19 protein-coding genes are annotated in these 23,905 nt (G+C 56.3%); 9 read left to right on the top strand and 10 right to left on the bottom strand.

The features are described 5' to 3' along the window. Positions 1 to 69: 69 nt before the first annotated feature. Entirely contained in the window at positions 70 to 789 is a 720-nt protein-coding gene (fadR, locus tag JTA15_RS08755) for a fatty acid metabolism transcriptional regulator FadR (protein WP_025203875.1), read from the top strand. Positions 790 to 856: 67 nt separating this feature from the next. On the opposite strand, the gene JTA15_RS08750 is transcribed toward fadR, so the two are convergent. Further along, on the bottom strand, positions 857 to 2,389 hold the full coding sequence (locus tag JTA15_RS08750) for a SpoVR family protein (RefSeq protein ID WP_020883440.1): 1,533 nt from the start codon (positions 2,387 to 2,389) through the stop codon (positions 857 to 859). Positions 2,390 to 2,710: 321 nt separating this feature from the next. On the opposite strand from JTA15_RS08750, the gene JTA15_RS08745 reads away from it, so the two are divergent. Further along, the gene (locus JTA15_RS08745) at positions 2,711 to 4,009 is read left to right on the top strand and encodes a D-amino acid dehydrogenase (RefSeq protein ID WP_134178686.1); all 1,299 of its coding nucleotides are present in this window, start codon (positions 2,711 to 2,713) and stop codon (positions 4,007 to 4,009) included. A gap of 9 nt (positions 4,010 to 4,018) precedes the next feature. Further along, positions 4,019 to 5,089 carry a catabolic alanine racemase DadX gene (gene dadX / locus JTA15_RS08740; protein WP_040017760.1) on the top strand — a complete coding sequence of 357 codons (1,071 nt, stop codon included), beginning with the start codon at positions 4,019 to 4,021 and terminating at the stop codon, positions 5,087 to 5,089. Positions 5,090 to 5,150: 61 nt separating this feature from the next. Here the strand turns inward: dadX and JTA15_RS08735 are convergent, their stop codons facing one another. Then, positions 5,151 to 6,884: a potassium/proton antiporter gene (locus JTA15_RS08735; RefSeq protein ID WP_014170573.1), complete on the bottom strand. Its 1,734-nt coding sequence runs from the start codon at positions 6,882 to 6,884 to the stop codon at positions 5,151 to 5,153. A 96-nt stretch (positions 6,885 to 6,980) separates the two neighbouring features. Beyond that, on the bottom strand, positions 6,981 to 7,895 hold the full coding sequence (gene ldcA / locus JTA15_RS08730; RefSeq protein ID WP_014170572.1) for a muramoyltetrapeptide carboxypeptidase: 915 nt from the start codon (positions 7,893 to 7,895) through the stop codon (positions 6,981 to 6,983). Between the two features lie 107 nt (positions 7,896 to 8,002). Between ldcA and emtA the strand changes: the two genes are divergently transcribed. Beyond that, entirely contained in the window at positions 8,003 to 8,614 is a 612-nt protein-coding gene (gene emtA / locus JTA15_RS08725; RefSeq protein ID WP_014170571.1) for a membrane-bound lytic murein transglycosylase EmtA, read from the top strand. A 37-nt stretch (positions 8,615 to 8,651) separates the two neighbouring features. Here the strand turns inward: emtA and JTA15_RS08720 are convergent, their stop codons facing one another. Next, a complete protein-coding gene (locus JTA15_RS08720) occupies positions 8,652 to 9,383 on the bottom strand; it encodes a flagellar brake protein (RefSeq protein ID WP_219373123.1) in 732 nt (243 codons plus the stop codon). A gap of 207 nt (positions 9,384 to 9,590) precedes the next feature. Here JTA15_RS08720 and JTA15_RS08715 point away from each other — a divergent pair, with 207 nt between their 5' ends. Both JTA15_RS08715 and JTA15_RS08710 read left to right on the top strand, forming a co-directional pair. Beyond that, positions 9,591 to 9,845 (top strand): GlsB/YeaQ/YmgE family stress response membrane protein, encoded by a 255-nt coding sequence (locus JTA15_RS08715; protein WP_010432765.1) that lies wholly within the window; start codon positions 9,591 to 9,593, stop codon positions 9,843 to 9,845. A 111-nt stretch (positions 9,846 to 9,956) separates the two neighbouring features. Continuing rightward, a complete protein-coding gene (locus tag JTA15_RS08710; RefSeq protein WP_063924847.1) occupies positions 9,957 to 12,059 on the top strand; it encodes a TonB-dependent siderophore receptor in 2,103 nt (700 codons plus the stop codon). A gap of 72 nt (positions 12,060 to 12,131) precedes the next feature. On the opposite strand, the gene JTA15_RS08705 is transcribed toward JTA15_RS08710, so the two are convergent. Together JTA15_RS08705 and JTA15_RS08700 are read right to left on the bottom strand one after the other, a co-directional pair. Beyond that, positions 12,132 to 13,817, bottom strand: coding sequence for an alpha,alpha-trehalase (locus JTA15_RS08705; protein ID WP_219373122.1), 1,686 nt, complete (start codon positions 13,815 to 13,817; stop codon positions 12,132 to 12,134). A gap of 362 nt (positions 13,818 to 14,179) precedes the next feature. Continuing rightward, entirely contained in the window at positions 14,180 to 15,136 is a 957-nt protein-coding gene (locus tag JTA15_RS08700; protein ID WP_219373121.1) for an AraC family transcriptional regulator, read from the bottom strand. Positions 15,137 to 15,251: 115 nt separating this feature from the next. Here JTA15_RS08700 and JTA15_RS08695 point away from each other — a divergent pair, with 115 nt between their 5' ends. Beyond that, entirely contained in the window at positions 15,252 to 16,439 is a 1,188-nt protein-coding gene (locus JTA15_RS08695) for an MFS transporter (RefSeq protein ID WP_106504240.1), read from the top strand. A 70-nt stretch (positions 16,440 to 16,509) separates the two neighbouring features. On the opposite strand, the gene gap is transcribed toward JTA15_RS08695, so the two are convergent. Both gap and JTA15_RS08685 read right to left on the bottom strand, forming a co-directional pair. Then, the gene (gap, locus tag JTA15_RS08690; RefSeq protein ID WP_219373120.1) at positions 16,510 to 17,520 is read right to left on the bottom strand and encodes a type I glyceraldehyde-3-phosphate dehydrogenase; all 1,011 of its coding nucleotides are present in this window, start codon (positions 17,518 to 17,520) and stop codon (positions 16,510 to 16,512) included. Positions 17,521 to 17,598: 78 nt separating this feature from the next. After that, positions 17,599 to 18,579: a GlxA family transcriptional regulator gene (locus JTA15_RS08685; RefSeq protein WP_014170563.1), complete on the bottom strand. Its 981-nt coding sequence runs from the start codon at positions 18,577 to 18,579 to the stop codon at positions 17,599 to 17,601. 165 nt (positions 18,580 to 18,744) lie between these two features. On the opposite strand from JTA15_RS08685, the gene JTA15_RS08680 reads away from it, so the two are divergent. Both JTA15_RS08680 and JTA15_RS08675 read left to right on the top strand, forming a co-directional pair. After that, complete coding sequence (locus tag JTA15_RS08680; protein ID WP_219373119.1) at positions 18,745 to 19,716, top strand: fatty acid desaturase; 972 nt, start codon at positions 18,745 to 18,747, stop codon at positions 19,714 to 19,716. After that, positions 19,709 to 20,461 (top strand): phosphate/phosphite/phosphonate ABC transporter substrate-binding protein, encoded by a 753-nt coding sequence (locus JTA15_RS08675; RefSeq protein WP_063215232.1) that lies wholly within the window; start codon positions 19,709 to 19,711, stop codon positions 20,459 to 20,461. Before JTA15_RS08680 ends, JTA15_RS08675 begins: the two co-directional genes overlap by 8 nt. Positions 20,462 to 20,478: 17 nt before the next feature. On the opposite strand, the gene JTA15_RS08670 is transcribed toward JTA15_RS08675, so the two are convergent. Both JTA15_RS08670 and JTA15_RS08665 read right to left on the bottom strand, forming a co-directional pair. After that, a complete protein-coding gene (locus tag JTA15_RS08670) occupies positions 20,479 to 21,381 on the bottom strand; it encodes a LysR family transcriptional regulator (RefSeq protein WP_020883452.1) in 903 nt (300 codons plus the stop codon). A gap of 23 nt (positions 21,382 to 21,404) precedes the next feature. Continuing rightward, entirely contained in the window at positions 21,405 to 23,693 is a 2,289-nt protein-coding gene (locus JTA15_RS08665) for an FdhF/YdeP family oxidoreductase (RefSeq protein ID WP_121339481.1), read from the bottom strand. Positions 23,694 to 23,905 lie beyond the last annotated feature (212 nt).

Raw genomic sequence — 23,905 nt, 5'->3', positions numbered from 1 at the left:
CTATCTGCCTCTGCGAGCCTCTGGTATGATGAGTGCAATTTGCTAAAGCTGTGTAATGGAAATCTCACTATGGTCATTAAGGCGCAGAGCCCGGCGGGTTTCGCGGAAGAGTACATCATTGAAAGCATCTGGAATAATCGTTTCCCTGCAGGGTCCATTCTTCCGGCTGAACGCGAACTCTCTGAACTGATTGGCGTCACTCGCACCACGCTTCGGGAAGTGCTCCAGCGACTGGCGCGTGATGGGTGGTTGACGATTCAGCATGGCAAGCCAACAAAAGTAAACAATTTCTGGGAAACCTCCGGGCTGAATATTCTTGAAACGCTGGCGCGCCTCGATCATGAAAGCGTGCCGCAGCTGATTGATAATCTGCTCTCCGTGCGTACCAATATCGCCACCATCTTTATTCGTACGGCTTTCCGTCAGCACCCGGAAGATGCGCTCCAGGTTCTGGCCAGTGCCAACCAGGTGGAAGATCATGCGGATGCGTTTGCTACCCTCGATTACAACATCTTCCGCGGCCTGGCGTTTGCCTCCGGTAACCCGATTTACGGCCTCATCCTTAACGGCATGAAAGGGCTCTATACCCGTATCGGTCGTCACTACTTTGCCAATCCGGAAGCCCGCAGTCTGGCGCTGGGCTTTTACCACAAGCTGAGCGAGCTCTGTTCCACCGGTCAGCACGATCAGGTGTATGAAACCGTGCGCCGCTACGGCCGCGACTCCGGTGAAATCTGGCACCGGATGCAAAAAACGCTGCCGGGTGACCTGGCCATCCAGACCCGCTAAAAGAAAAAACCTCTCAGCTGAGAGGTTTTTTTTCGCCCTGACGCAGGCGTTTCGGTTCAGGCGGGCACTACAGCGTATTCATCCGCGTCGGGCAGCGCTCCAGCAGCTCCACACTACCGTCTTCATTCTGCTGCTCCAGCAGCACGTCAAAGCCCCACAGGCGATGCACATGCTTCAGCACCTCTTTACGCCCTTTATCCAGCGGGGCACGGTTGTGCGGGATGTAGCGCAGCGTCAGAGAGCGGTCACCGCGGAGATCCACGTTCCATACCTGAATATTGGGTTCAAGATTGCTCAGGTTGTACTGGGAAGAGAGGCGAGAGCGGATCTCCCGGTATCCCTCTTCATTATGAATCGCTGAAATTTCCAGGAAGTTGTTACGGTCATCATCCAGCACGGTGAAGAAGCGGAAATCGCGCATGATCTTCGGCGACATAAACTGGCTAATAAAGCTCTCATCCTTGAAATCGCGCATCGCAAAATGCAGCGTTTCCAGCCAGTCCGAACCGGCAATATCCGGGAACCAGTATTTGTCCTCTTCCGTTGGCGACTGACAGATACGTTTGATGTCCTGGAACATCGCAAAGCCGAGGGCATACGGGTTGATGCCGCTGTACCACGGGCTGTTGTAAGGCGGCTGGAACACCACGTTGGTATGGCTGTGGAGGAATTCCATCATAAACCGTTCGGTGACTTTCCCCTCGTCATACAGATGGTTGAGGATGGTGTAATGCCAGAATGTCGCCCAGCCTTCGTTCATCACCTGCGTCTGTTTTTGCGGATAGAAGTACTGGCTGACCTTACGCACAATGCGCAGGATCTCACGCTGCCATGACTCCAGCAGCGGCGCGTTCTTCTCCATAAAGTAGAGCAGGTTTTCCTGTGGCTCAGACGGGTAGCGGCGCGCCTCAGCGACAGCTTTCTCTTCTTCACGCTTAGGCAAGGTGCGCCACAGCATATTCACCTGGCTTTGCAGATACTCCTCGCGGCTTTTCTGCCGGGCTTTCTCCTCCTGCAGGGAAATTTTCTGCGGTCGTTTGTAGCGGTCTACGCCGTAGTTCATCAGCGCATGGCAGGAGTCGAGCAGTTTCTCCACTTCATCGACGCCGTAGCGCTCTTCGCAGTCGGTAATGTATTTACGGGCGAAGATCAGGTAATCGACGATCGAGCTGGCGTCCGTCCAGCTGCGGAAAAGATAGTTATTCTTGAAGAAAGAGTTGTGCCCGTAGCAGGCATGCGCCATCACCAGCGCCTGCATGGTAATGGTGTTCTCTTCCATCAGGTAAGCGATACACGGGTTGGAGTTGATGACGATTTCATACGCCAGCCCCTGCTGGCCGTGTTTATACAGCCGTTCTGTTTCAATAAATTTCTTACCAAACGACCAGTGCGGATAATTGATCGGCATCCCGACGCTGGAATAGGCATCCATCATCTGTTCGGAGGTTATGACTTCAATCTGGTGAGGATAGGTATCCAGGCGATAGAGTTTTGCTACCCGGTCGATTTCAGCGAGGTAGACATCCAGCAACTCAAAGGTCCAGTCGGGTCCATCGCTGAGACGTGTGTTGTCCTTGTTCAGGGAATCAATAGTAGCCATTAGCGCGCCCTCGTTGTGGGTGCTCTCTCTGTCTGGAGAGCCTCCTTTCAAGCATAGATCAACGTGTTAGAAAGCGTGCTGGAGCAGAAATTTTTTCTTTACGATTTCCCGTTTTCAATACGGTAAAAAAAGCGGTTCATGCAGAGTTTTATGCTGGTTAAAAATAACGCGCAGCAGGAGATCCCAAATAAGTCCTTTCCCCGCCAGTAGGGGAGGATGTGAGATAAGTCACCATAAAAAAGTCGTATGTTGAATAATATTTTCAACTAGGTTATCAATCTGTAATTAGAAGATTGTTCTTTTGCACATTATGGAGTGGCTATGCGTGTTGTCATACTGGGAAGTGGTGTGGTTGGCGTAACCAGCGCCTGGTATTTAAGTCAGGCGGGGCATGACGTAACCGTTATCGATCGTGAACCAGCCCCTGCGCTGGAAACCAGCGCGGCGAATGCCGGGCAAATCTCTCCGGGCTATGCGGCACCGTGGGCGGCTCCCGGCGTGCCACTGAAGGCGATTAAATGGATGTTCCAGCGCCATGCGCCGCTGGCCATTAGCCTCGACGGCACGCAGTTCCAGCTTAAGTGGATGTGGCAGATGCTGCGCAATTGCGACACCCGCCATTACATGGAAAACAAAGGGCGTATGGTGCGTCTGGCGGAATACAGCCGTGACTGCCTGAAAACCTTGCGCGCCACCACCGGCATTGAGTACGAAGGCCGTCAGGGCGGTACGCTGCAGCTGTTCCGCACGGCGCAACAGTACGAAAACGCCACCCGCGATATCGCCGTGCTGGAAGATGCCGGTGTTCCGTACCAACTCCTCGAGGCCAGTCAGCTGGGACAGGTTGAACCGGCGCTGGCGGAGGTGTCCCACAAACTGACGGGCGGCCTGCGTTTACCCAACGATGAAACCGGCGACTGTCAGCTCTTTACCCAGCGTCTGGCGCAGATGTGCGAGCAGGCAGGGGTAACATTCCGCTTTAACACGCCCGTCGATAAATTGCTGTCGGAAGGCGGTAATATTTACGGCGTGAAGTGCGGCGAAGAGGTGATCAAAGCGGATGCCTACGTCATGGCCTTTGGCTCTTACTCCACCGCCATGCTGAAGGGCATTCTGGACATTCCGGTCTATCCGCTGAAGGGGTACTCCCTGACCATCCCGGTGAAAGAGGACAGCGGTGCACCCGTCTCCACCATTCTGGATGAAACCTATAAAATCGCCATTACCCGTTTCGACAACCGTATCCGCGTAGGTGGCATGGCGGAGATTGTCGGCTTCAACACCGAGCTGCTGCAGCCGCGTCGTGAAACGCTGGAGATGGTCGTGGGCGATCTCTTCCCGCGCGGCGGTTTTGTCGAGCAGGCCACGTTCTGGACCGGTCTGCGTCCAATGACGCCAGACGGCACGCCGATTGTGGGCCGCACCCCGTTCAAAAACCTGTGGACGAATACCGGACACGGCACCCTCGGCTGGACAATGGCCTGTGGCTCAGGGCAGCTGTTGAGCGACTTGATTTCCGGGCGCACCCCGGCAATTCCGTTTGACGATTTAAGTGCCGCGCGCTATCAATCTGGGTTCACCCCCTCGCGTCCACAGCACCTGCACGGCGCGCATAACTAAGGAGTTGTCATGTCCCGTCCTGTTCTGGCTCAGCTGGACTTGCAGGCCCTGAAGGATAACCTGCAGATTGTTCGCCGTGCTGCGCCAGGTTCACGTGTCTGGTCGGTGGTGAAAGCGAACGCCTACGGCCACGGTATTGACCGCATCTGGAGCGCGCTCAGCGCGACCGACGGTTTTGCGTTACTGAATCTGGAAGAGGCCATTTTGCTGCGCGAGCGCGGCTGGAAAGGCCCTATCTTATTGCTGGAAGGGTTCTTCCATGCCGACGATCTGCCGTTGCTGGATAAGTACCGGCTGACCACCAGCATTCACAGCAACTGGCAGGTTAAAGCCCTGCAGGACGCCAGACTGCATGCTCCGCTCGACATTTATCTCAAGGTGAACAGCGGCATGAACCGCCTGGGCTTCCAGCCCGAGCGGGTACATACGGTATGGCAACAGCTGCGCGGCATCAGGAATGTGGGCGAAATGACGCTGATGGCGCACTTTGCCGACGCGGAAAAGCCCGATGGCATCGCCGAGGCGATGGTGCGGATTGAGCAGGCGGCTGAAGGTCTGGCGTGTTCGCGCTCGCTCTCTAACTCGGCGGCCACGCTGTGGCACCCGGAGGCGCACTACAGCTGGGTACGCCCGGGGATCATTCTGTACGGCGCGTCACCGTCAGGGCAGTGGCAGGATATCGCTAACAGCGGCCTGAAACCGGTGATGACCCTGCGCAGCGAAATCATCGGCGTACAAACGCTGAAGGCCGGTTCCACGGTGGGCTACGGCAGCCGTTACCGGGCGACAGGCGAACAGCGAATTGGCATTGTGGCGGGAGGCTATGCCGACGGCTACCCGCGTATCGCTCCGACCGGCACGCCGGTGTGGGTGGATGGTGTTCGCACGGGTACCGTGGGGACGGTCTCAATGGATATGCTCGCGGTAGACCTCACGCCGTGCCCGCAGGCGGGGATTGGTTCACCGGTTGAGCTGTGGGGAAATGAAATTAAAATTGACGATGTGGCCGCTGCTGCAGGAACCGTTGGCTATGAGCTGATGTGCGCTCTGGCGCCGCGCGTACCGGTTGTGACGGTGTAACTATGCGATGTGCCGGGGGGGCGATAACGCCTTCCCCGGCCAGTAAGACACGAAACCTAAACTACTCTGACTCTTCTTCCATCGGCCTTACGCCGACTTTGCGTACCGCGTTATCTTCTTTCTCGGCCACCGTCCAGATCATCCCGGCAAACTCGACCTGGTCACCGACAACGGGTGCTGCGCCAAGCAGTTGCTGGATAATTTCCCCCAGCGTTTGCTGCTTATCGCGATACTCCAGCCCTTCATCCAGACCGTAAATCAAGGCAACATCTGCAAATTTGGCGCTCGCTTCCAGAATAAAATCGCCGAAGAAACGCTGATCCAGCGCCACCGGTGGCGACTGGCTGAACAATTTACCCAGCGCGGGCAGGTCGCGCTCGCGGCCAATCACGCACAAAATATCCCCTTCACGCAGACGGGTGCTGCCGGTAGGGTGAAGCAGAACATTGTCGCGGAACAACGCGGCAATCCGCGTTTCGGCGGGCATATGCAGATCGCGCAGCGACGCGCCCACGCACCATTTGTCTTCGCTAAGCTGATACACAAACTGTTCCCACGGGTTTTCCGGATGAATATCCAATCCGACGCGGGAGACGGGCCAGCCAACGGGGGGGATCACCACTTTTGCCTTTTTCGCCGCCCAGCCGAGTGACGTGCCCTGGAACAGGAGTGAAATCAAAACAACGAAGAATGCGACGTTGAAGAACAGTCGGGCGTTATCCAGACCCGCCATCATCGGGAACACGGCAAGGATAATCGGCACCGCGCCGCGCAAACCCACCCAACTGATAAAGATACGCTCGCGCAGGTTAAAGCCGCGAAACGGCAGCAGGCCTGCAAACACCGACAGTGGACGGGCGAAGAAGATCATCCACGCCGACAGCATCAGCGCCGGCACGGCGATAGGCAGCAGGTCTGAAGGGGTAACCAGCAAGCCAAGCACCAGGAACATGCCAATCTGCGCCAGCCAGGCCAGTCCGTCGAAGTTCTGCAAAATGGCGTGACGGTTGCGAATAGGGCGATTACCCATCAGGAAGCCACAGAGGTAAACGGCAAGAATGCCGCTGCCATCCAGCGCGGTGGTGACGGCAAAAATCAGAATGCCGCCGCTCAGCGCCAGCAGAGGGTAAAGCCCGGCGGGAAGTGAAATCCGGTTGATCATCTGCTGCAGCAGATAGCCGCCGCCGAGGCCAAGAATAATCCCCAGACCAAACTGCTGCAGGATATGCCAGGCAAACATCCAGCTCAGCCCGCTTTCGTGCTGCTGGATCATCTCAATCAGCGTGATGGTGAGAAACACCGCCATGGGATCGTTACTGCCGGATTCAATCTCAAGCGTGGAGCCAACACGTTCGTTAAGCCCTTTACCGCCAAGCAGGGAAAAGACCGCCGCCGCATCGGTTGAACCGACAATAGCGCCAATCAGCAAGCCTTCCATGATATTGAGATGGAACAGCCAGGCGGCCATCATCCCGGTCAGGCCGGATGTGATTAATACGCCTACGGTCGCGAGCGACAGCGCCGGCCCTAAGGCGACGCGGAACGAGCTCGCCTGAGTGCGCATCCCGCCGTCCAGCAGGATCACTGCCAGCGCGAGGTTACTCACCATGTAGGCGAAAGGGTAGTTATCGAAAGGGATACCGCCGATGCCATCGATGCCAGCCAGCATGCCGATAGCAAGGAAAATAACGAGAATAGGTATGCCGAGACGCGATGAAAATGAACTTAATAATATACTACAGGTTACAAGCACAGAACCCAGAATGAAAAGGCTGATTATCGCTGCGGCATCCAATGTTGTCTTACTCCCACCTCAATGTTAACGCTGTTACTAAAACCCTAACATATTAACCACGGCAACAGCGTTTTATTAAGGGGTTTAACGGCTTTTTTATGCCTTTATGACCGGATGACCGCTTATTGTTAACCGACTGCCTGAATCATCATGTATCAGGGACGCATGTGCCCCCAGCGCAAGGGTTACGGTTTGTTGCTCATGGCCAAAATCCAGACCAGTGATAACCGGGATATCGAGACGGGAACGGATGAAATCAACCATCGTTTCTAGGGAGTAACCGGCGTCGTAATCATTGGGTGCCGCACCGCTAAAACTGCCCAGCACGATTGCTGACTGACGTTCAAGGATCCCGGCATGATAAAGCTGCAATAACATGCGCTCGACGCGGAACGGATGTTCGTTAATATCTTCCAGCACCAGAATACCGTCTTCGATGTCCGGCAGCCACGGCGTACCGATGAGCGAGACCAGCATTGCCAGGTTACCACCCCAGAGTTGGCCTTCACAGGCCCAGTGCGGCCCCTGGCCTTGCCACGTAATGCTGTAGGTTGGGTTTCGCAAGGCGCGCCAGAAATGCTCAAGGGTAAATGCATCGAGCGCCGGCGCACCAAAATTTCCGGCCAGCATCGGGCCGCTGAAGGTTATGACGTTATGCAGCGCCAGCAGCCCAAGCTGGATGACCGTGAAATCGCTGTGGCCGCATATCAGCAGCGGGTCCTGCTGTTGACGCTGTGCCAGACCTTGCCAGTCAATGCTCTCCAGTAACCGGCTCGCGCCGTAGCCCCCCCGCACCGCAAGCACGATCCGATCCTCACCCTTCAGGTTCACCAGGCTGTTGATATCATTCAGTCTCTGGGCCTCGGTTCCGGCAAAACGCTGCTGGCGGCGAGGGATAATCGTCTGATTTTCTACCTGGTGGCCGAAGCCCAGTAAGCGCTGAACGCCCCGTTGTGCCGCGTCCTGATTGATGCAGTAGCCCGACGGTGCGATAAGATGAAACTGAGACATGGCAATTCCTTGCTGAATGAGAAACTAATTGTCTATATCATGCCGCTTATACGCTGCCCGCTTCAAGGGGCGGCGCACTGCGATGACCGGCTATAAGGATAGATGACGTGAAATTGAGATGGTTTGCTTTTTTGATTGTGTTGCTTGCGGGCTGTAGTTCCAGACATGACTATCAAAATCCGCCCTGGAACCCGGAAGTGCCGGTGAAACGGGCCATGCAGTGGATGCCGATCAGCGAGCAAGCCGGGAAGGCGTGGGGCGTCAGTCCGCGTCTTATCACCGCAATCATTGCCGTTGAATCCGGCGGTAATCCCACGCTTGTCAGCAAATCAAACGCAGTGGGGCTGATGCAGCTTAAAGCGTCTACCGCAGGTAAAGAGGTCTACCGCTACATGGGCTGGAGCGGTCAGCCGTCGACCAGCGAGCTGAAGAACCCGGAGCGTAATATCTCCATGGGGACAGCCTATCTCAGCATTCTGGAGCATGGCGTACTGAAGGGCATCGACGACCCGGAAGTGATGCAATACGCGCTGGTGGTCTCTTACGTCAACGGGGCCGGGGCGCTGTTGCGAACCTTCTCCTCTGACCGTAAAGAGGCGATAGAAGAGATTAACGGCATGGACAAAGATGAATTCGTTGAACATGTGGCGAAAAATCATCCGGCACCACAGGCTCCGCGTTACATCTGGAAAGTACAGAAAGCGATGGATGCCATGTAATGCCGCAGGCGGGCGGCGGTCACGCTGCCCGTTTTCCTCACAGAACTTTATTCGCACGTTCCCGTGCTTCGCGCTCCAGTGCAAAGATAATGCGCTGCAGTTCGCGCTCTGAACCGGGTCCGACGTTCAGGAAGCGGAAACTCAAACGTGGCGTGGTAATCGTTTCGTTTTTGCTGTCCACCACCTTCCGCTCGCTGATGGCAATCAACTGGGCATCAAAATAAAACCGTCCCCAGCCGGCCATATCCAGTTCAATTTGCGAGAATCGCATGCCTTCGACCAGTCCGTCAGGTTTCGGCGTATCCATCAGCGCGCCCATACCGCCCAGCGACAGGTCGAAGAGGCGGAAGCGGAGCTCTTTTTTGTCCGGCATTTTAGCCTTACAAAAATAGGCAGGGTGAAGGGGGGCGCTGATGCGGAAATATTCCCGGCGCTGCACAAACCACAGGTTGGCAGGCAGCGGTGTGACAAACGCGGGAAGACCCTGGTATTCGCTCATCTCAAGGCGCGGGAGCACAAATTCCACTTTTGCACCGTGGGTCTCTGCCATCACCGCGAGTTTCTCTGCTTTCAGTGCGACGCGGTTTTCATACTCCTGACTGCCCAGATCGATAACCAGTCGCTCCTGCGAGACGTCGAGGATCTTGCTGATGAACTGATTGTTTGACCAGCTGATGCGCAGCGGCACTTCACCTTTTTGCAGGTCACGCAATACCCCTAATACAGCCAGCGGATTTTGCTTGAGGAACTGCTCACTGTAATTACTCACGCCGGATGGCTCCTTGATAGATGACAGACTGTCTTTGCGTTATCGGCACTGCACAATGAAACTTAATACAAACCGATGAGTTTTTTTTCAGATTGCAGAGAAGATAAGTCGGTGAGATGAAATTAGTTTTCCAGGGATGACCTATACTTAAGTTACCTGCGCAGAAGGTTTTCTGCGCATGCATTAAACCTGCAAGAGGGCATCGCTATGGGTATTATCGCCTGGATTATCTTTGGTCTAATTGCTGGCGCTATCGCTAAACTTATCATGCCGGGAAATGATGGCGGCGGCTTCATACTGACGTGTGTGCTCGGTGTCGTGGGGGCGGTTGTAGGCGGCTGGCTGGCGACGATGTTTGGCTTTGGTGGCAGCATCAGCGGTTTTGACCTGCACAGTTTCCTGGTGGCTGTTGTGGGTGCCATTGTGGTGCTGGGCATTTTCAGGTTACTGCGACGGGCATAACTTCACTAAAACGGCTCTCAAGGAGGGCCGTTTTTTTACGTGCATATTGATTTGCTAATCGAAATGATAATAATTGTCGTTCCTGATTACACTTAATCACAAGACGACTTTATGAACCCCTCTCGTTTCACGTTATGCGCGTTGGCAGGAGCCGTGACGCTGGCATTGCAGGTACAGGCGTTTGCCGAAGAATCAACCATCGTAGTTACGGGCTCAGAGCAGGGCAGCGTACTGCCCGACTGGACGAACAGCGCAACCAAATCAGCCGTTGCCGAGAGTAAAACCCCGCAGGTGATCAATACCCTGTCGGCGCAGGAAATCGATAAACGTCACGCGAACTCCGTGAATGAGATCCTGCGCTATGCACCGGGTGTGTCGACCGAGGTGCGCGGAAACACCTCCTACATGAGCGAATATAAAATTCGTGGATTTACCGTCGATCAGGAGTTCTACAACGGGCTGCAGTTACCCTATAACGTTACCGGCAATACCAAAGCCCGCATCGATCCGCTGTTGGTTGAGAGCGTTGATATCCTCAAAGGTCCCTCATCGGTACTGTACGGCGGTGCCTCGCCGGGTGGGCTGGTGAATATTCAGAGTAAAAAACCGCAACAAGCCGCCCGGACCGAACTGGGCTTTAACACCGGCAACCGTAACCTGAAAGAGGGGTATCTGGATTCGACCGGGCAAATTGCCGATAGCGACTGGAACTACCGTCTGCTGGGGAAAGCGACGGAGAGTGACGATCAGCCGCACACCTCCCGGTATGAAAACTACCTGGTTGCGCCGTCTGTCACCTGGCAACCGGACAACAAAACGCGCCTCACCCTTGATGCGCTGGCGCAAAACTCCCCAAGCCTGACGCCGTCTAATCCGCTGCCGCTCGCCTGGCTGCGTTCGAAATATGCGGGCAAGCGGGATTATGCCGGCGACGAATGGAGCGGGTTTAAACAGCGCCAGTGGATGCTGGGTTACAGCTTTGAACATGAGTTTGACAGCGGCTGGGGCTTTAACCAGAAGGCGCGCTATTTTGACATCGATACCCACCAGCGCAGTATTTATGCAACCGGGCCGGGCAGTGAAGTCAATCAGCTTAACCGCTTTGCCTACACCACGGATGAAGATCTCCGGAGCTTCAACATTGATAATCAGGTGACCAAAACCGTTGCGCTGGGTGAGTGGAAACACCATCTGCTGGCCGGGTTTGACTACCAGAAGTTGAATTCCCACTTCCACTACCGCTATGCCTCGACAACACCGGGGATTGATATGCGCAATCCGGACTATTCACAGGTCCATGAGGATGCGCTGGGGCTGTATACCGCGCAGAAAAACCGTCTGAGCTATCAGCAGAATGGGTATTACCTGCAGGATCAGGTGGAGTTTGGCGGCTTAAATCTGTTGGGCAGCCTGCGCTATGATGATTATCGCTCCGTCACCACCGATTATCTGCATAACGGCGACAAGGCGTGGGTATCGCAGGATCGCGTTACCAAACGACTGGGCGCGCTCTACGCCTTCGACAACGGTCTCTCTCCGTTTATCAGCTATTCAGAAGGGTTTGCCCCGGTCTCGCCGCAGGGAACCCTGACGGCGAAAGAGGTCAAGCCGACCACCAGCAAGCAGGTGGAGGGCGGGGTGAAATATCTGCTGGCAGAATACGCCACCACCTTTACCGCCTCAGTGTTTAGTATTCGCCAGAAGAATGTCGTCACTTCCGATCCCGGCTTCCTGAACTATCGTCAGACCGGCGAAGTGGAGTCTAAAGGAGCGGAGTTGTCTGTGATTGGCCGTCCGACAGACAATCTGAACCTGATTGCCAACTACGCATACACCCACGCCATCAATACGCAGGACGATAAGTATCAGGGCAAACGCCCTACGCAGGTGCCGGAAAATGCATTCAACCTGTGGGGGGATTACACCTTTGAGAATACGCCACTGAAAGGATTGATGCTGGGGGCCGGGGCGCGCTACACCGGGCCGATGGAGATTTCACCAGCGAACGACGCGGGTAAACTTGGTGGCACCACGCAGTACGATCTGGCGGCATCCTATCGGATGGGCGAAATTCTGCCTTCGCTCGAAGGGCTGACCCTGAAAGCGAGCGCGCAGAACATCACCAATAAAGAGACGTTGACCTGTTACGATGCGACCAACTGCTGGATTGGACGTGACCGAACCTATCAGTTAGGCGCGAGCTACAGCTTCTGATGCCCTGTTAAACCCCGTAAGACGGTCCATTCACCCTCTCCTGGCGGGAGAGGGTGAGGGAATGAGGCCGCTTTATTGCGCCGTACTTTTCGCCGGTGCGACAGCATCGTTTGCCGCCGGCTGATTCTCCGGCACGCTGTCGCACGGTTTCTCTTTCGGACAGACCAGATCCAGCATTTTCAGCGTCACGCCGTTGCTCCAGCCGAAGCCATCCTGCAGCGGATATTCACCGCCACCGCCCCCTGTACCGGTACTCGAAACGTCATACTTCTCTACCAGCTTCTGTTCGCGGTCATAGGTATGCTGAACATTTTTCAGGAAGCGCCAGGTCACATCCATTGCCACCTTATCCTGTCCGTAATTCTGCAACCCTTCCGTCGCCACCCATTGCAGCGGTGCCCAGCCGTTAGGTGCATCCCACTGCTGGCCGCTGTTGATGGTGGTGGTGGAAATGCCGCCCGGTTTGAGCAGGCGTGACGATGCCGCTGCAGCGACTTTATCAGCGCGATCCTGCGAAGCCGCCTTCACATAGAGCGGATAAAGTGCGGCTGCCGTAAGCTGATTACGCACCTTTTTACTCTTAAGATCGTAATCCGCGTACCAGCCCTCTTTATCACTCCACAGATGGCTCTCGATCGCTTTCTGACGCGCGGTCGCCAGCGCGTCATACTTGCTGGCAGCGGAGGTATCGCCGGATGCCTGGCTTGCCCTGGCCAGCAATTTTTCCATCTTAAACATCAGGGCGTTAAGATCGACAGGCACAATGCTGGTGGTGCGGATCGTGCCCAGTTTTTGCGGATCGTCCATCCAGCGGGAGCTAAAGTCCCACCCTGAGGCGGCCGCTGAGCGTAAATCGCGGTAGATCTCCGTGGCCGGTCGGTTAGGATTGCTTTTAGCGGTGGTCATATCATCGAGCCAGGATTCAGGACGCGGCGTATCGCGGTCATCCCAGTAGCGGTTGAGCACTGAGCCATCGTCCAGCTTCACCACACGTTTGTTGGCTTGTCCGGCCTGCAGCGTGTCGGCCCCCTCCATCCAGTAGGCGTACTCTTTCTCCATTTGCGGACGGTATTTCTTCAGCGCATCGCTGTCATGGGTCGCCAGCAACTCGACCATCAGCGCGAAGAACGGAGGCTGGGAGCGGCTCAGGTAGTAGCTGCGGTTGCCGTTCGGGATATGTCCCCAGCTGTCCAGCTCGTAAGCGAAGTTGTCCACCATATCGCTGATTTTGTCCCAGTGGCCACTCTCAGCCAGCCCTAACATGGTGAAATAACTGTCCCAGTAGTAGACCTCGCGAAAACGTCCACCAGGCACGACATAGGGTTTAGGCAGCGGCAGAAGGGAATCCCACTTATTACTCGCTTTATCGGTGGTGCGGGTCAGTACGGGCCAGAGGTCATCAATGTGCGCGCGTAAACTTTGCCCGGCAGGCGGGACGTATTTTTCACCCTCCGCTGGCAGCGTAAAGTTCATTTCCACAAAGTGCTTCAGATCGAAGCCAGACTGGGTGCGCTGCATACGATAATCCGCCAGAATCATCAGCGGATCGCTTTTCGGCACGGCGTCAGCAAAGGTCTTTTGATCGGGAAACAGTTTGGCACTTTGCACATCATTAAAGAGAGGACCAAGTAAAATATCGGGGGAGCTTGTCTGGGTGGTGAGTTGTTCTTCCGCATAACCCCATGTTGTCACACCGAGTAACGCGCCGCCCAAAGCCAGGTGCAAAAGAGCAGGGCGTAGTGTACGAGGTCTTATCATCGGTTCATCTCCTGTATTCGCTGAGCAGCGTTGCCGCTGTTATCAATCACCTGAAAACCTTAGACGAATATTGGCCGCTTCGCGTGTCGAATATCCCATTTTGCGCATAACCAGACAATTTACCGTCTGGTTATGCGCCGGAAGGGAATGGGAGAATTTGCTATCTCGATGAAAGATAATTCTTTTTTATGATAAATAATTATATTGCTTTTAATTTAATCAACGGGCGCAAATCATGGCGCGATAATAATATGCGCGGAATGCTCTTTTATTCCGTAATAGCGCAAGGTGCTCCCTTAGCACGCCCCATAATTAAATCGCGAAAGGCGACTGGCAAAAAATACGCAGCGCTAACGCCTGGCTCAGACCTCTTCCGGGGTCTGGCTGGTCTCGCGCAATGTGCCCGGTGCATGCCCAATAATGCGCTTAAATGCCCGACTGAACGCGGCCAGTGAACCGTACCCCAGACGCAACGCGACGGTTTCAATGGGCTGATTTTCGTGGCGGATGTACTGAATGGCCAGCCGCATCCTCAGTTCGCTGAGATATTTTGCCGGTGTGGTTCCCGTGGCCGCCAGAAAACGTTCAGCAAACACGGAGCGGGAAGTGCCCGCTTCTTTCGCCAGATCCGCCACGCTCCAGTTCAGGCCTGGCTGCTGATGCATGGCGTAAATGGCCCGGCTCAAACGCGGGTCGCGCAATACCTGCACCCAGCCGGTAGCTTTGCCGCAGCCTCCTTCAACCCAGCCACGCACGATCAACGCGGCCACCACGTCGGCAAGTCGCGCGAGGATCCCGGCGAATCCGGCCTGGCGGGTCATTGATTCCCGCTCCATCGCTGCCAGCAGCGGATGAATTTCCGGCCATGTGGACATCAGCCGGCTCACCATCATCACTTCCGGCATCGCCTTGATCAGCGGCTGCATCCCGCCCAGTTCAAAATCCATGCATCCACTGAAGATGATGGTGTTCTCGCTTTCCTGACACGGCTCACAGGTGATCGCGCAGACCGAACCGCAGATAGGCTCGCTGGGGAATGCACTGACCGGGGTAATGCTGGCGTGCTCGTCAGAGAGCAGGGCATGGGCGTTGCCGTTCGGGATAAAAAGGGCGTCGCCGCCATTCAGCGTGAAGGTGGCGCCACTCTCCATACGCAACAGGGCGCTGCCGTGGCTGACAAAATGGAACTGGGCTTTGCCGGGCGCCTGGTGAAACGCCACGCCAAACGGCGCGCTGGCCTCAATCCGACGGTATTTCACGCCCGACAGGCGCATGCCGCGCAAAAGTTCGCTGATCAAATCGGGTGACTGAACGGTCATGACGCAACTCCGGACGAATAATCAATAAGTGGAGATTATATGTCATAGATCGTCCAGGGTGAACCCACTATGCTTTTGCGACAGTTGTCACATTTTTATAACGGGAGAACAACAGATGAATTCATGTGTCGTGGCGAGAGAGGCGGTCACGCCTGCAAAACCCGCCTGGCGAGCCGTCTACTCACTGGGGCTCGGCGTATTCGGCCTGATCACAGCAGAATTCCTGCCCGCCAGTTTGCTGACGCCGATGGCCGCGAGTCTGGGGGTGTCCGAGGGGATGGCCGGACAAGCGGTGACGGCCACTGCGCTGGTGGCGCTGGTCACCGGGTTGCTCATCACGCCGGCCACCAAAAATATCGACCGTCGCTGGGTATTGATGTTCTTCTCGGTGCTGCAGATCATCTCCAGCCTGCTGGTGGCCTTTGCGCCCACGCTGCACGTCCTGCTGATGGGCCGGCTGTTGTTGGGTGTGGCGATCGGGGGATTCTGGGCGATGTCGACCGCCACGGCGATGCGCCTGGTGCCCGCCGATAAAGTGCCGAAAGCGCTGGCGGTGATCTTCTCCAGCGTCTCGATTGCGACGGTGGTGGCGGCGCCGCTGGGAAGCTATCTGGGTAGCCTGATTGGCTGGCGTAACGTCTTTATTCTCTGCATTCTGCCGAGCATGCTGGCGCTGCTGTGGCAGCTCTGGGTACTGCCGTCCATGAAGCCGGAAAGCAGCGGTAGCCTGAGTACGCTGTTCCGCGTGCTGCGTCGTCCGGGGATGATTGGCGGCATGCTGGCGACCATTCTTATCTTCAGCGGCCACTTTGCCTTCTTTACCTACCTGCGTCCGTTCCTTGAAACGGTGGGGCAGGCGAGCGTGGAGAGCATCTCGCTGATCCTGCTGGGCTTTGGGATTGCCAACTTCATCGGCACCTCCGTCGCCGGGCATCTGCTGGCGCGTAACCTGCGCCTGACGCTGGCACTGGTACCGTTCGTGATGGGCGTGCTTGCTCTCACCATGGTGGCGTTTGGTCATCTGGCGATGCTGGACGGTTTACTGGTTGCGCTGTGGGGCTTTGCGTTTGGTCTGGTACCGGTGGGCTGGTCAACGTGGCTTGCCACCACCGTGCCGGATGAAGCCGAAAGTGCGGGTGGTTTGCTGGTGGCCTCTATCCAGCTGGCGATAAGCGCCGGTGCGGCAGTGGGTGGTGCTGTATTCGACCTCAACGGTGCCAGCGGCGTCTTCGCGGGCAGCGGTTTCCTGCTGGTGACGGCCATGGTAATTGTGTTTATGGGCGTGAAAGTCAAAGCAGAGTGACGAACGCGTGCCCGGTCAGCGAAAGGCTACCGGGCAGCGATACCCACTCAGAGTGGGAACGGGGGGAAGGTTACAACCCTTTCTTATCCATCAGCACCGCCAGATCCACCAGACGGTTTGAGAATCCCCATTCGTTGTCATACCACGCCAGGATCTTCACCATTTTGCCGCCAATCACGAGGGTGGAGAGCCCGTCGATAATTGACGAGCGCGGGTCGCCCTGATAATCACTGGAAACCAGCGGTTCATCGCTGTAACCCAGAATGCCTTTCAGGGGGCCACTGGCAGCGGCTTTCCGGAAGGCGTCATTCACCTCCTCGGCGGTAACGTCACGGCTCAGGGTTACCGTCAAATCCACAATCGACACCACCGGAACCGGCACGCGCAGGGAATACCCGGTCAGTTTACCGTCAAGTGAGGGGATCACTTTCCCCAGCGCTTTCGCCGCACCGCTGGAGTAAGGCACAATCGACAGCGCTGCCGCACGTGCACCGCGCAGATCCTTCTCTGGCTGATCGTGCAGTGCCTGACTGTTGGTATAAGCGTGCGTGGTATTCATCAGGCCATGCTCAATACCGAACTGCTGATGCAAAACCTGAGCGGCGGGGGCCAGACCATTGGTCGTACAACTGCCGTTACTCACTACGTAATGCTGAGCCGGATCGTACTGTTCATGGTTGACGCCCATGACCACCGTCAGGTCATCGTTTTTGCCGGGGGCAGAGATGATGACGCGCTTAGCCCCACCGTGCGTGATATGCACGGCTGCTTTTTCCCGCTCCGTAAAGAAGCCTGTGGCTTCTATAACCACGTCAACGCCGGCATCACGCCACGCGATATTCGCCGGATCGCGTTCGCTAAAGACGACGATCCGCTGGCCATCGACCTGCAGCGCACCGTCCGAGGCTTCAACGGGAGCCGGCAGCGTGCCGAGAAGGGAATCATGTTTGAGCAGATGGGCGAGGGTTTTGCTGTCCGTCAGATCGTTAATTGCCACAATCTGCACATCCGGGTTACCCAGCGCCGCGCGCAGGAAATTACGTCCGATACGGCCGAAACCGTTAATGCCGACCTTAACCATAGTGCACTCCTTATCTCTGTTGTCTGGCGTCACTGTAGGCGTCAGGCCGGATGGCGTAAACGACAAAAAAGGATCACATTATGCCATTTTGCGACAGTGGAAGCGCTGACGATACTCGCCAGGCGTGAGGTGGAGTTGTTTCTCAAAGACGCGACGCAAATTGATGCTGCTGCCAAACCCGCTCTGCTCAGCAATGCGTTCGAGAGGGTCGCTGGTCTGTTCAAGCAGTTGCCGGGCGGCGGCAAGGCGTGCTTCGGTGACATAACGCGCCGGAGAGGCGCCTGTTTCACGGGTGAACACGCGGGTGAAATTGCGCGGGCTCATCGCCGCTTTTTGCGCCAGATTTTCCACGCACAGGTCAGCGGTCAGGTTCTCCAGGATCCAGGTTTGCAGGTCGCTTATCGGGCCGGATGTGCCGGGCTGCTGAAGATTATAGCGACTGAACTGGAGCTGCCCGCCGGGGCGGCGCAGATACATCACCATATCCTGCGCCACCTCGCGAGCGAGGGTAAAACCGTAATCGTCTTCCACCAGCGCCAGGGTCAAATCAAACCCGGAGCTAACCCCACCGGAGGTCCAGATGGGACCGTCCTGAATATACAGCGGGCCACCTTCCACATGGATGGCCGGGTACTGGGTTTGTAGGGTCTCCAGCAGCCGCCAGTGGGTGGTCGCCCGGCGTCCATCAAGCAGGCCAGTCTGGGCCAGCAGCATCGCGCCGCCGCAAATGGAGGCTATCCGCCGCGCGTGTGGCGCAGCCAGGTGCAGCCAGTCCACCACCGCCGTGCTCTCCTGCTCGTTCATTCCGCGGCCGGTGATAATAATCGTATCAAGCGGTTCACGCGGATCCAGCTCCGGCAGGCGATAATCCGCCAGCAGATTGAGGCCGGACTGGCCGTGGATCACCTGGTGAGGCTGGGTGGTGGCGATGATAATGCGGTAACAGGGATGGGCTAGGCCTTCCGGATGCAGCCGGTTCGCCTGCATCAGAATGTCTGCGATACCGGCGGCTTCAAACAGCATGCCGCCGTCAGGGACGATAATCAGAATCTTCTTCATGTCCTGAAAAGTACCTTTATTGCAAAATAAGTCAAGCTGCGAACGAGAGGGATATCTCGCGCTGCCCGCGTTTCTGGCAAAGCAAAGCGATATAAGTTCTTTGTTATTTCAAGCGTTTTCCCCGATCGTCAGGGCATTCTCTCTGGCGAAACGGCGTCTGAAGGCATGGGTAAACGAAGCTCCCTCTATTTACATCCGCAACAACGCGATCAAATTCACCACCTCGCCTCGGGTTTTTTGTGGCGAAGCGAACTGCCCACGTGGATCGTCATCATCTCCCTTTACAGTGGCTGGTTTGCCACGCTGGCGTACTGGAAAACGCTGGGATTGCTGCCCGCCACGCTGCTGCTCATCGGATTTACCACCTGGTATATGTCACTCCAGCATGAACTGATCCACGGCCATCCCACGCGGTTTGCCTGGCTTAACGCGCTGTTTGGCACGCTTCCGCTGGCGGTGTGGTATCCGTATGGTCTGTACCGGGACTCTCATCTTGCCCATCATCGCCATGATAGCCTGACGATCCCAGTGGATGACCCGGAGTCGTACTATTTTACTGAGGAGAGCTGGGCACGCTTTTCGCCCTGGCACAAGCGCGTGATCCATGCACGGAATACCTTCTGCGGCCGGCTGTTGCTGGCACCGCTGCTGGATATCCTGCAGACGCTGGCCAGCGTCGTGACGGCGTTTCGCCATCTTCACCTGCGCGCAATGGCAATGTGGCTCGTCCACGCGTCGCTGCTGGCAGCGCTGTTTGCCTGGATGATGCACAACGGTTTCTCGCCCGTCTGGTTTGTGCTGGCGGTAAGTTATCCGGCGCTGGCGCTGACCAAAGTGCGCTCCTTTTATGAACATCGCGCGGCGGATGATCCGCTGGCGCGTTCTGTCATCAACGAAGCAGGGCTGTTCTGGCGGGTGCTGTTTTTAAATCTTAACTACCATTCAGTCCATCACGATTTACCGGGTGTTCCGTGGTATGGGCTAAAAAGCGTCTATCTGCAAAACCGGGCGGCGTACCAGAAGCGTAACCATGGTTTTCTGGTCAGGGGTTATAGTGAATGGATGCGACAGTTTTGGGGGCGGGCGGTCAACGTCACCGCTCACCCAGGGCGTCAACACGAGGGAAGTCATGAGTAACCCGCTGGCGTTTCCGATGTATGCCATCAATCGCGCCGACACCGATGCCCTCTGGCGAGCGGTACAGCACCTGCTTGCTGAACGCGGCGTGCCGGTGAGCGAGGGCGTACCCGATGATTCTCTGCTGGCCCACTGGCAGCAGCCCGGGCTTGTCCTCAGCCAGACCTGCGGCTACCCGCTGATGACGCAATTGCCGGACGTACAGGTCGTGGGCTGTTTTCACTACCAGGCGCCGGGCTGCGAAGCGTTTTATTACCGTAGCCTTCTGGTGACGCGCGCCCAGAAGCGTACCCGGACACTGGCTGATTTTCGCGGCCGATGGGCGGTATGCAATTCTGCGGATTCGCAGTCCGGTTATCACGCCCTGCGAAAAAAAGTGGCACCACTTGCACCCGATGGCCATTATTTTGCCCGGACGACCTTTAGCGGCAGCCATCGCCAGTCGCTGATTGATCTAAAAGAGGGTAAGGGCGATATCGCCGCTATCGACTGCGTGACGTACGCGCTACTGCAGCGTCATGAACCGGCGTTGCTCGACGGGCTGGCGGCGATCGACAGTACTCCCCTGACACCCGGGTTACCGCTGATTACCGCGCACAACACATCCCCTGAAACGCTTAACGCTCTCCGTGATGCGCTGAACACGCTGGTGAATGCCCCGCAATACCGGGACGTTTGCAAGGCGGTGCTGATCGGCGGGTTCAGTGTGGTGACGCGTCAGTCTTATTCGGTGTTGCTCGACTGACGCGTTATCACATGACCTCACTCAATGCCGTTGTTCTCCGCAAGATAAAGCGCCTGCGCGTCGGTGAAACAGCGCAGTGCCAGTGAGGAGACGGGAGCCTGTCGACGCATGATCAGGCCGATCGGGGCTTCGATGTTCGAGTCGGTTATGGGAGTTATCCGGAAGTGGCTGTTCAGGTTCTCCAGCCCGTTGTTCAGCGGCATCACGGCACAGCACACGCCGCTTTGTACCGCCTGAATGATCTGGAAAGTGGAATCGCTTTCGAAGACAGACTCGGGATTAATGCCGGCAGATTTAAAGCTCACCTCCATATGCTCGCGATAATGCATCCCCTTGGTCAGAAACCCCAGCGGAAATGCCATCAGTTCCTGCCAGGTCAGCGTCTCCTGATCCAGCTGGAAATGGCGGATATCGTGCAGCAATCCCATTTCGGTTTTTGGCAGCTGGATAATGTCAAACGGACGGGTGTCAATGCTGTTCAGGTAGCAAATCCCCAGTTCAAGCTGATTCCGGCTGACGCCGTCGGCAATTTGTTGCGAGGACATTGAGTAGAGGCTGTAGGTCAGCTCCGGGTATTTTTGCGTCAGCTGGCGGATAAAGATCATCGGATCCACGCTGGCCAGCGGCACCATTCCCAGACGCAATTCACCCACCACTTGCCCTTTGCACAGCGAGGCTTCGGCCTGCAGGCCGTCGTGAGCGGCCAGCACCGCGCGCGCCCATGCCAGAATGCGTTCGCCTTCGGGCGTAAAGCCTTCAAAACGTTGCCCGCGAGTAATCAGCACCAGCCCCAGCTCCTCTTCCAGGCTGCGAATACGCATGGAGAGGGTCGGCTGGGTGATGTTGCACTGCGAGGCTGCTTTACCAAAATGCCGGGTCTGATCGAGTGCGATTAAGTACTTTAGCTGTTTTATATCCATCGTATTTCTCTGCGTTGAAAGCCTTACAGCATGCGGATCTCTTTCGAACGCAGGATGAGGCGGACCGGAACCGATTTATAAGACGGCGTACCGCTGTCCTTATCCAGATAATCAAGCGGAACCAGTACGTTGGCCTCCGGGTAGTAGGCTCCGACGGAACCCGGCGCAATGCTGTAGGCCACAACGGTAATGTCTTCCAGACGCTGAACGCTCCCCGGCAGGGCGGTTTCGATATCCACGCGATCGCCATGCTCCAGGCCTGACTGCGCCATATCGTCTTCATTCATAAACAGCACATCGCGACGGCCAAAGACGCCGCGGTAGCGGTCATCAAGGGCGTAAATGGTGGTGTTGTACTGGTCGTGGCTGCGCAGCGTGATCAGGCGCAGCACATTATCGCCTTCACCACTGGCGTTCTCATTGACGCCGTCGAAAACCGAAAACATCGCTTTGCCCGTCGCCGTTGGCCAGATACGTTCTGTGGGCGGCAGAGGCATGCGAAAACCACCAGGAATGCGGATCCGTTCATTGTAATTCTCGAAGCCTGGAATGGTCTGCTCAATCAGGTTGCGGATACGGTCATAATCCTCAACCAGCGTCATCCAGTCCACGCGGGTCTCCCGCAGGGTGGCTTGCGCCATTCCGGCGACAATGGCCGGCTCAGCGCGCAGGCGCGGAGAGGCGGGTTTCAGCTTACCGGAAGAGGCATGCACCATCGACATAGAGTCCTCCACGGTAATGGACTGGCGTCCGGTGGCCTGGACATCCAGCTCGGTACGACCGAGGCACGGCAAAATAAAGGTCTCTTTCCCCACCAGCAAATGGGTGCGGTTGAGCTTGGTACCGATGTGAACGCTCAAATCCAGCGCATTCATTGCCGGAAAACCGTTCTCGTGATCGGGCATCGCCACCGCAAAATTTCCCCCCAGACAGATCAGCGCTTTTGCACGTCCGTCGATCATGGCCTGCGTTGCCTGCACCGCATCATGGCCGTGGTGAGCAGGGGGCTCAAAACCGAATACCTCCTTCAGGCGGTTGAGAAATGCCGGTGTCGGTTTCTCGCTTATGCCCACGGTGCGGTTACCCTGAACGTTCGAGTGGCCGCGCAGAGGGCATATCCCCGCGCCGGGTTTGCCAATGTTACCGCGCAGCAGCAACAGATCAGCGATCAGGCGGACATTCGCGGTGCCTTTATTATGCTGGGTGATGCCCATCCCGTAGGTGATGATGGTGGCATTCGATTTTGCGTAGGCCTCGGCCACGGATTTGAGCGCTGCCCGGCTCAACCCGGATTCACGCTCAATGGCCTCCCAGTCGGTTTGCGCAATATCCGCAGTAAACGCCTCAACGCCCAGGGTGTGTTCAGCAATAAAGGCGCGATCGAGCACGTTTCCGCGTTCGTTCTCCATCTCCAGCAGGTGTTTTGCGATCCCTTTTAACGCAGCGGCATCGCCCCCGGCTTTCACCTGGAAATAGGTGGAGGCGATATCGGTAGAGCTGTAGGTTGCCATCTCAATAACGCTTTGCGGATCCGCGAAACGTTCCAGCGCGCGCTCGCGCAGGGGATTAAAGACGATAATCGGTACGTTGCGGCGAGCCAGCTCATGCAGCGTGCCCATCATCCGCGGATGGTTGGTACCAGGGTTATGACCAATGGAGATAACCAGCTCCGTTTTATCGAAGTCATCAAGTGAGACGGTCCCTTTCCCGATACCAATGGAACGGGGTAAACCGACGCTGGTGGCTTCATGGCACATATTCGAGCAGTCGGGGAAGTTATTGGTACCGTACTCGCGGGCGAACAGCTGGAACAGATACGCGGCTTCGTTCGAGGCTCTGCCGGAGGTATAAAATTCGACCTGGTCAGGCTCAAGCCCGCGCAGCACCTCACCGATACGCTGGAAAGCGTCGTCCCATTCCACTGGCTGGAAGGTATCACTTGCCCGGTCATAGCGCAGGGGATGGGTCAGACGACCGTAACCTTCCAGCTCAAAGTCAGATTTAGCCAGCAGCGAGGACACGCTGTTTTTGGCGAGAAAATCCGTAGTGACGCGTTTATTGGTGGCTTCCCAGGTGACGGCTTTCGCCCCGTTCTCACAGAACTGGAACGTGGATTTGTGTTCTTTATCGGGCCACGCACAGCCAGGGCAGTCAAAACCGTCAGGCTGGTTTGTGCGCAGCAGAGTTGCGGGGGCATCCAGCGTATCCATTTGGGTACGTACCGCAATGGCCGTCGCCTTTAACGCCCCCCAGCCACCGGCTGGGCCGTCATAGTGCCTGATACCGGGAACTGAACGTCTTTTCTTATTCATACCAACTCCTGACTTGTGCGGTCATGACATCACCTGCGCCCATAAACCACCGGGTTTGCCAATAAGCGAAAACAATGATGGCGTCTGTTACCAGAGGCCAGAGCAAAGTTAAATGCATTGAATTTAATGGCGATATTTTACAGTGGCTTACATGCTAATCGGTGTAAACTTTTAAAGAAATTATAACGAAATTTTATCATTTTTATAATAAA

The sequence above is a fragment of the Enterobacter sp. BIDMC 29 genome (assembly GCF_019378755.1).
Classification (GTDB): domain Bacteria; phylum Pseudomonadota; class Gammaproteobacteria; order Enterobacterales; family Enterobacteriaceae; genus Enterobacter; species Enterobacter ludwigii.
The sequence above is the reverse complement of the archived record's forward strand: the minus strand, read 5'-3'. Positions and strand labels throughout refer to the sequence as shown.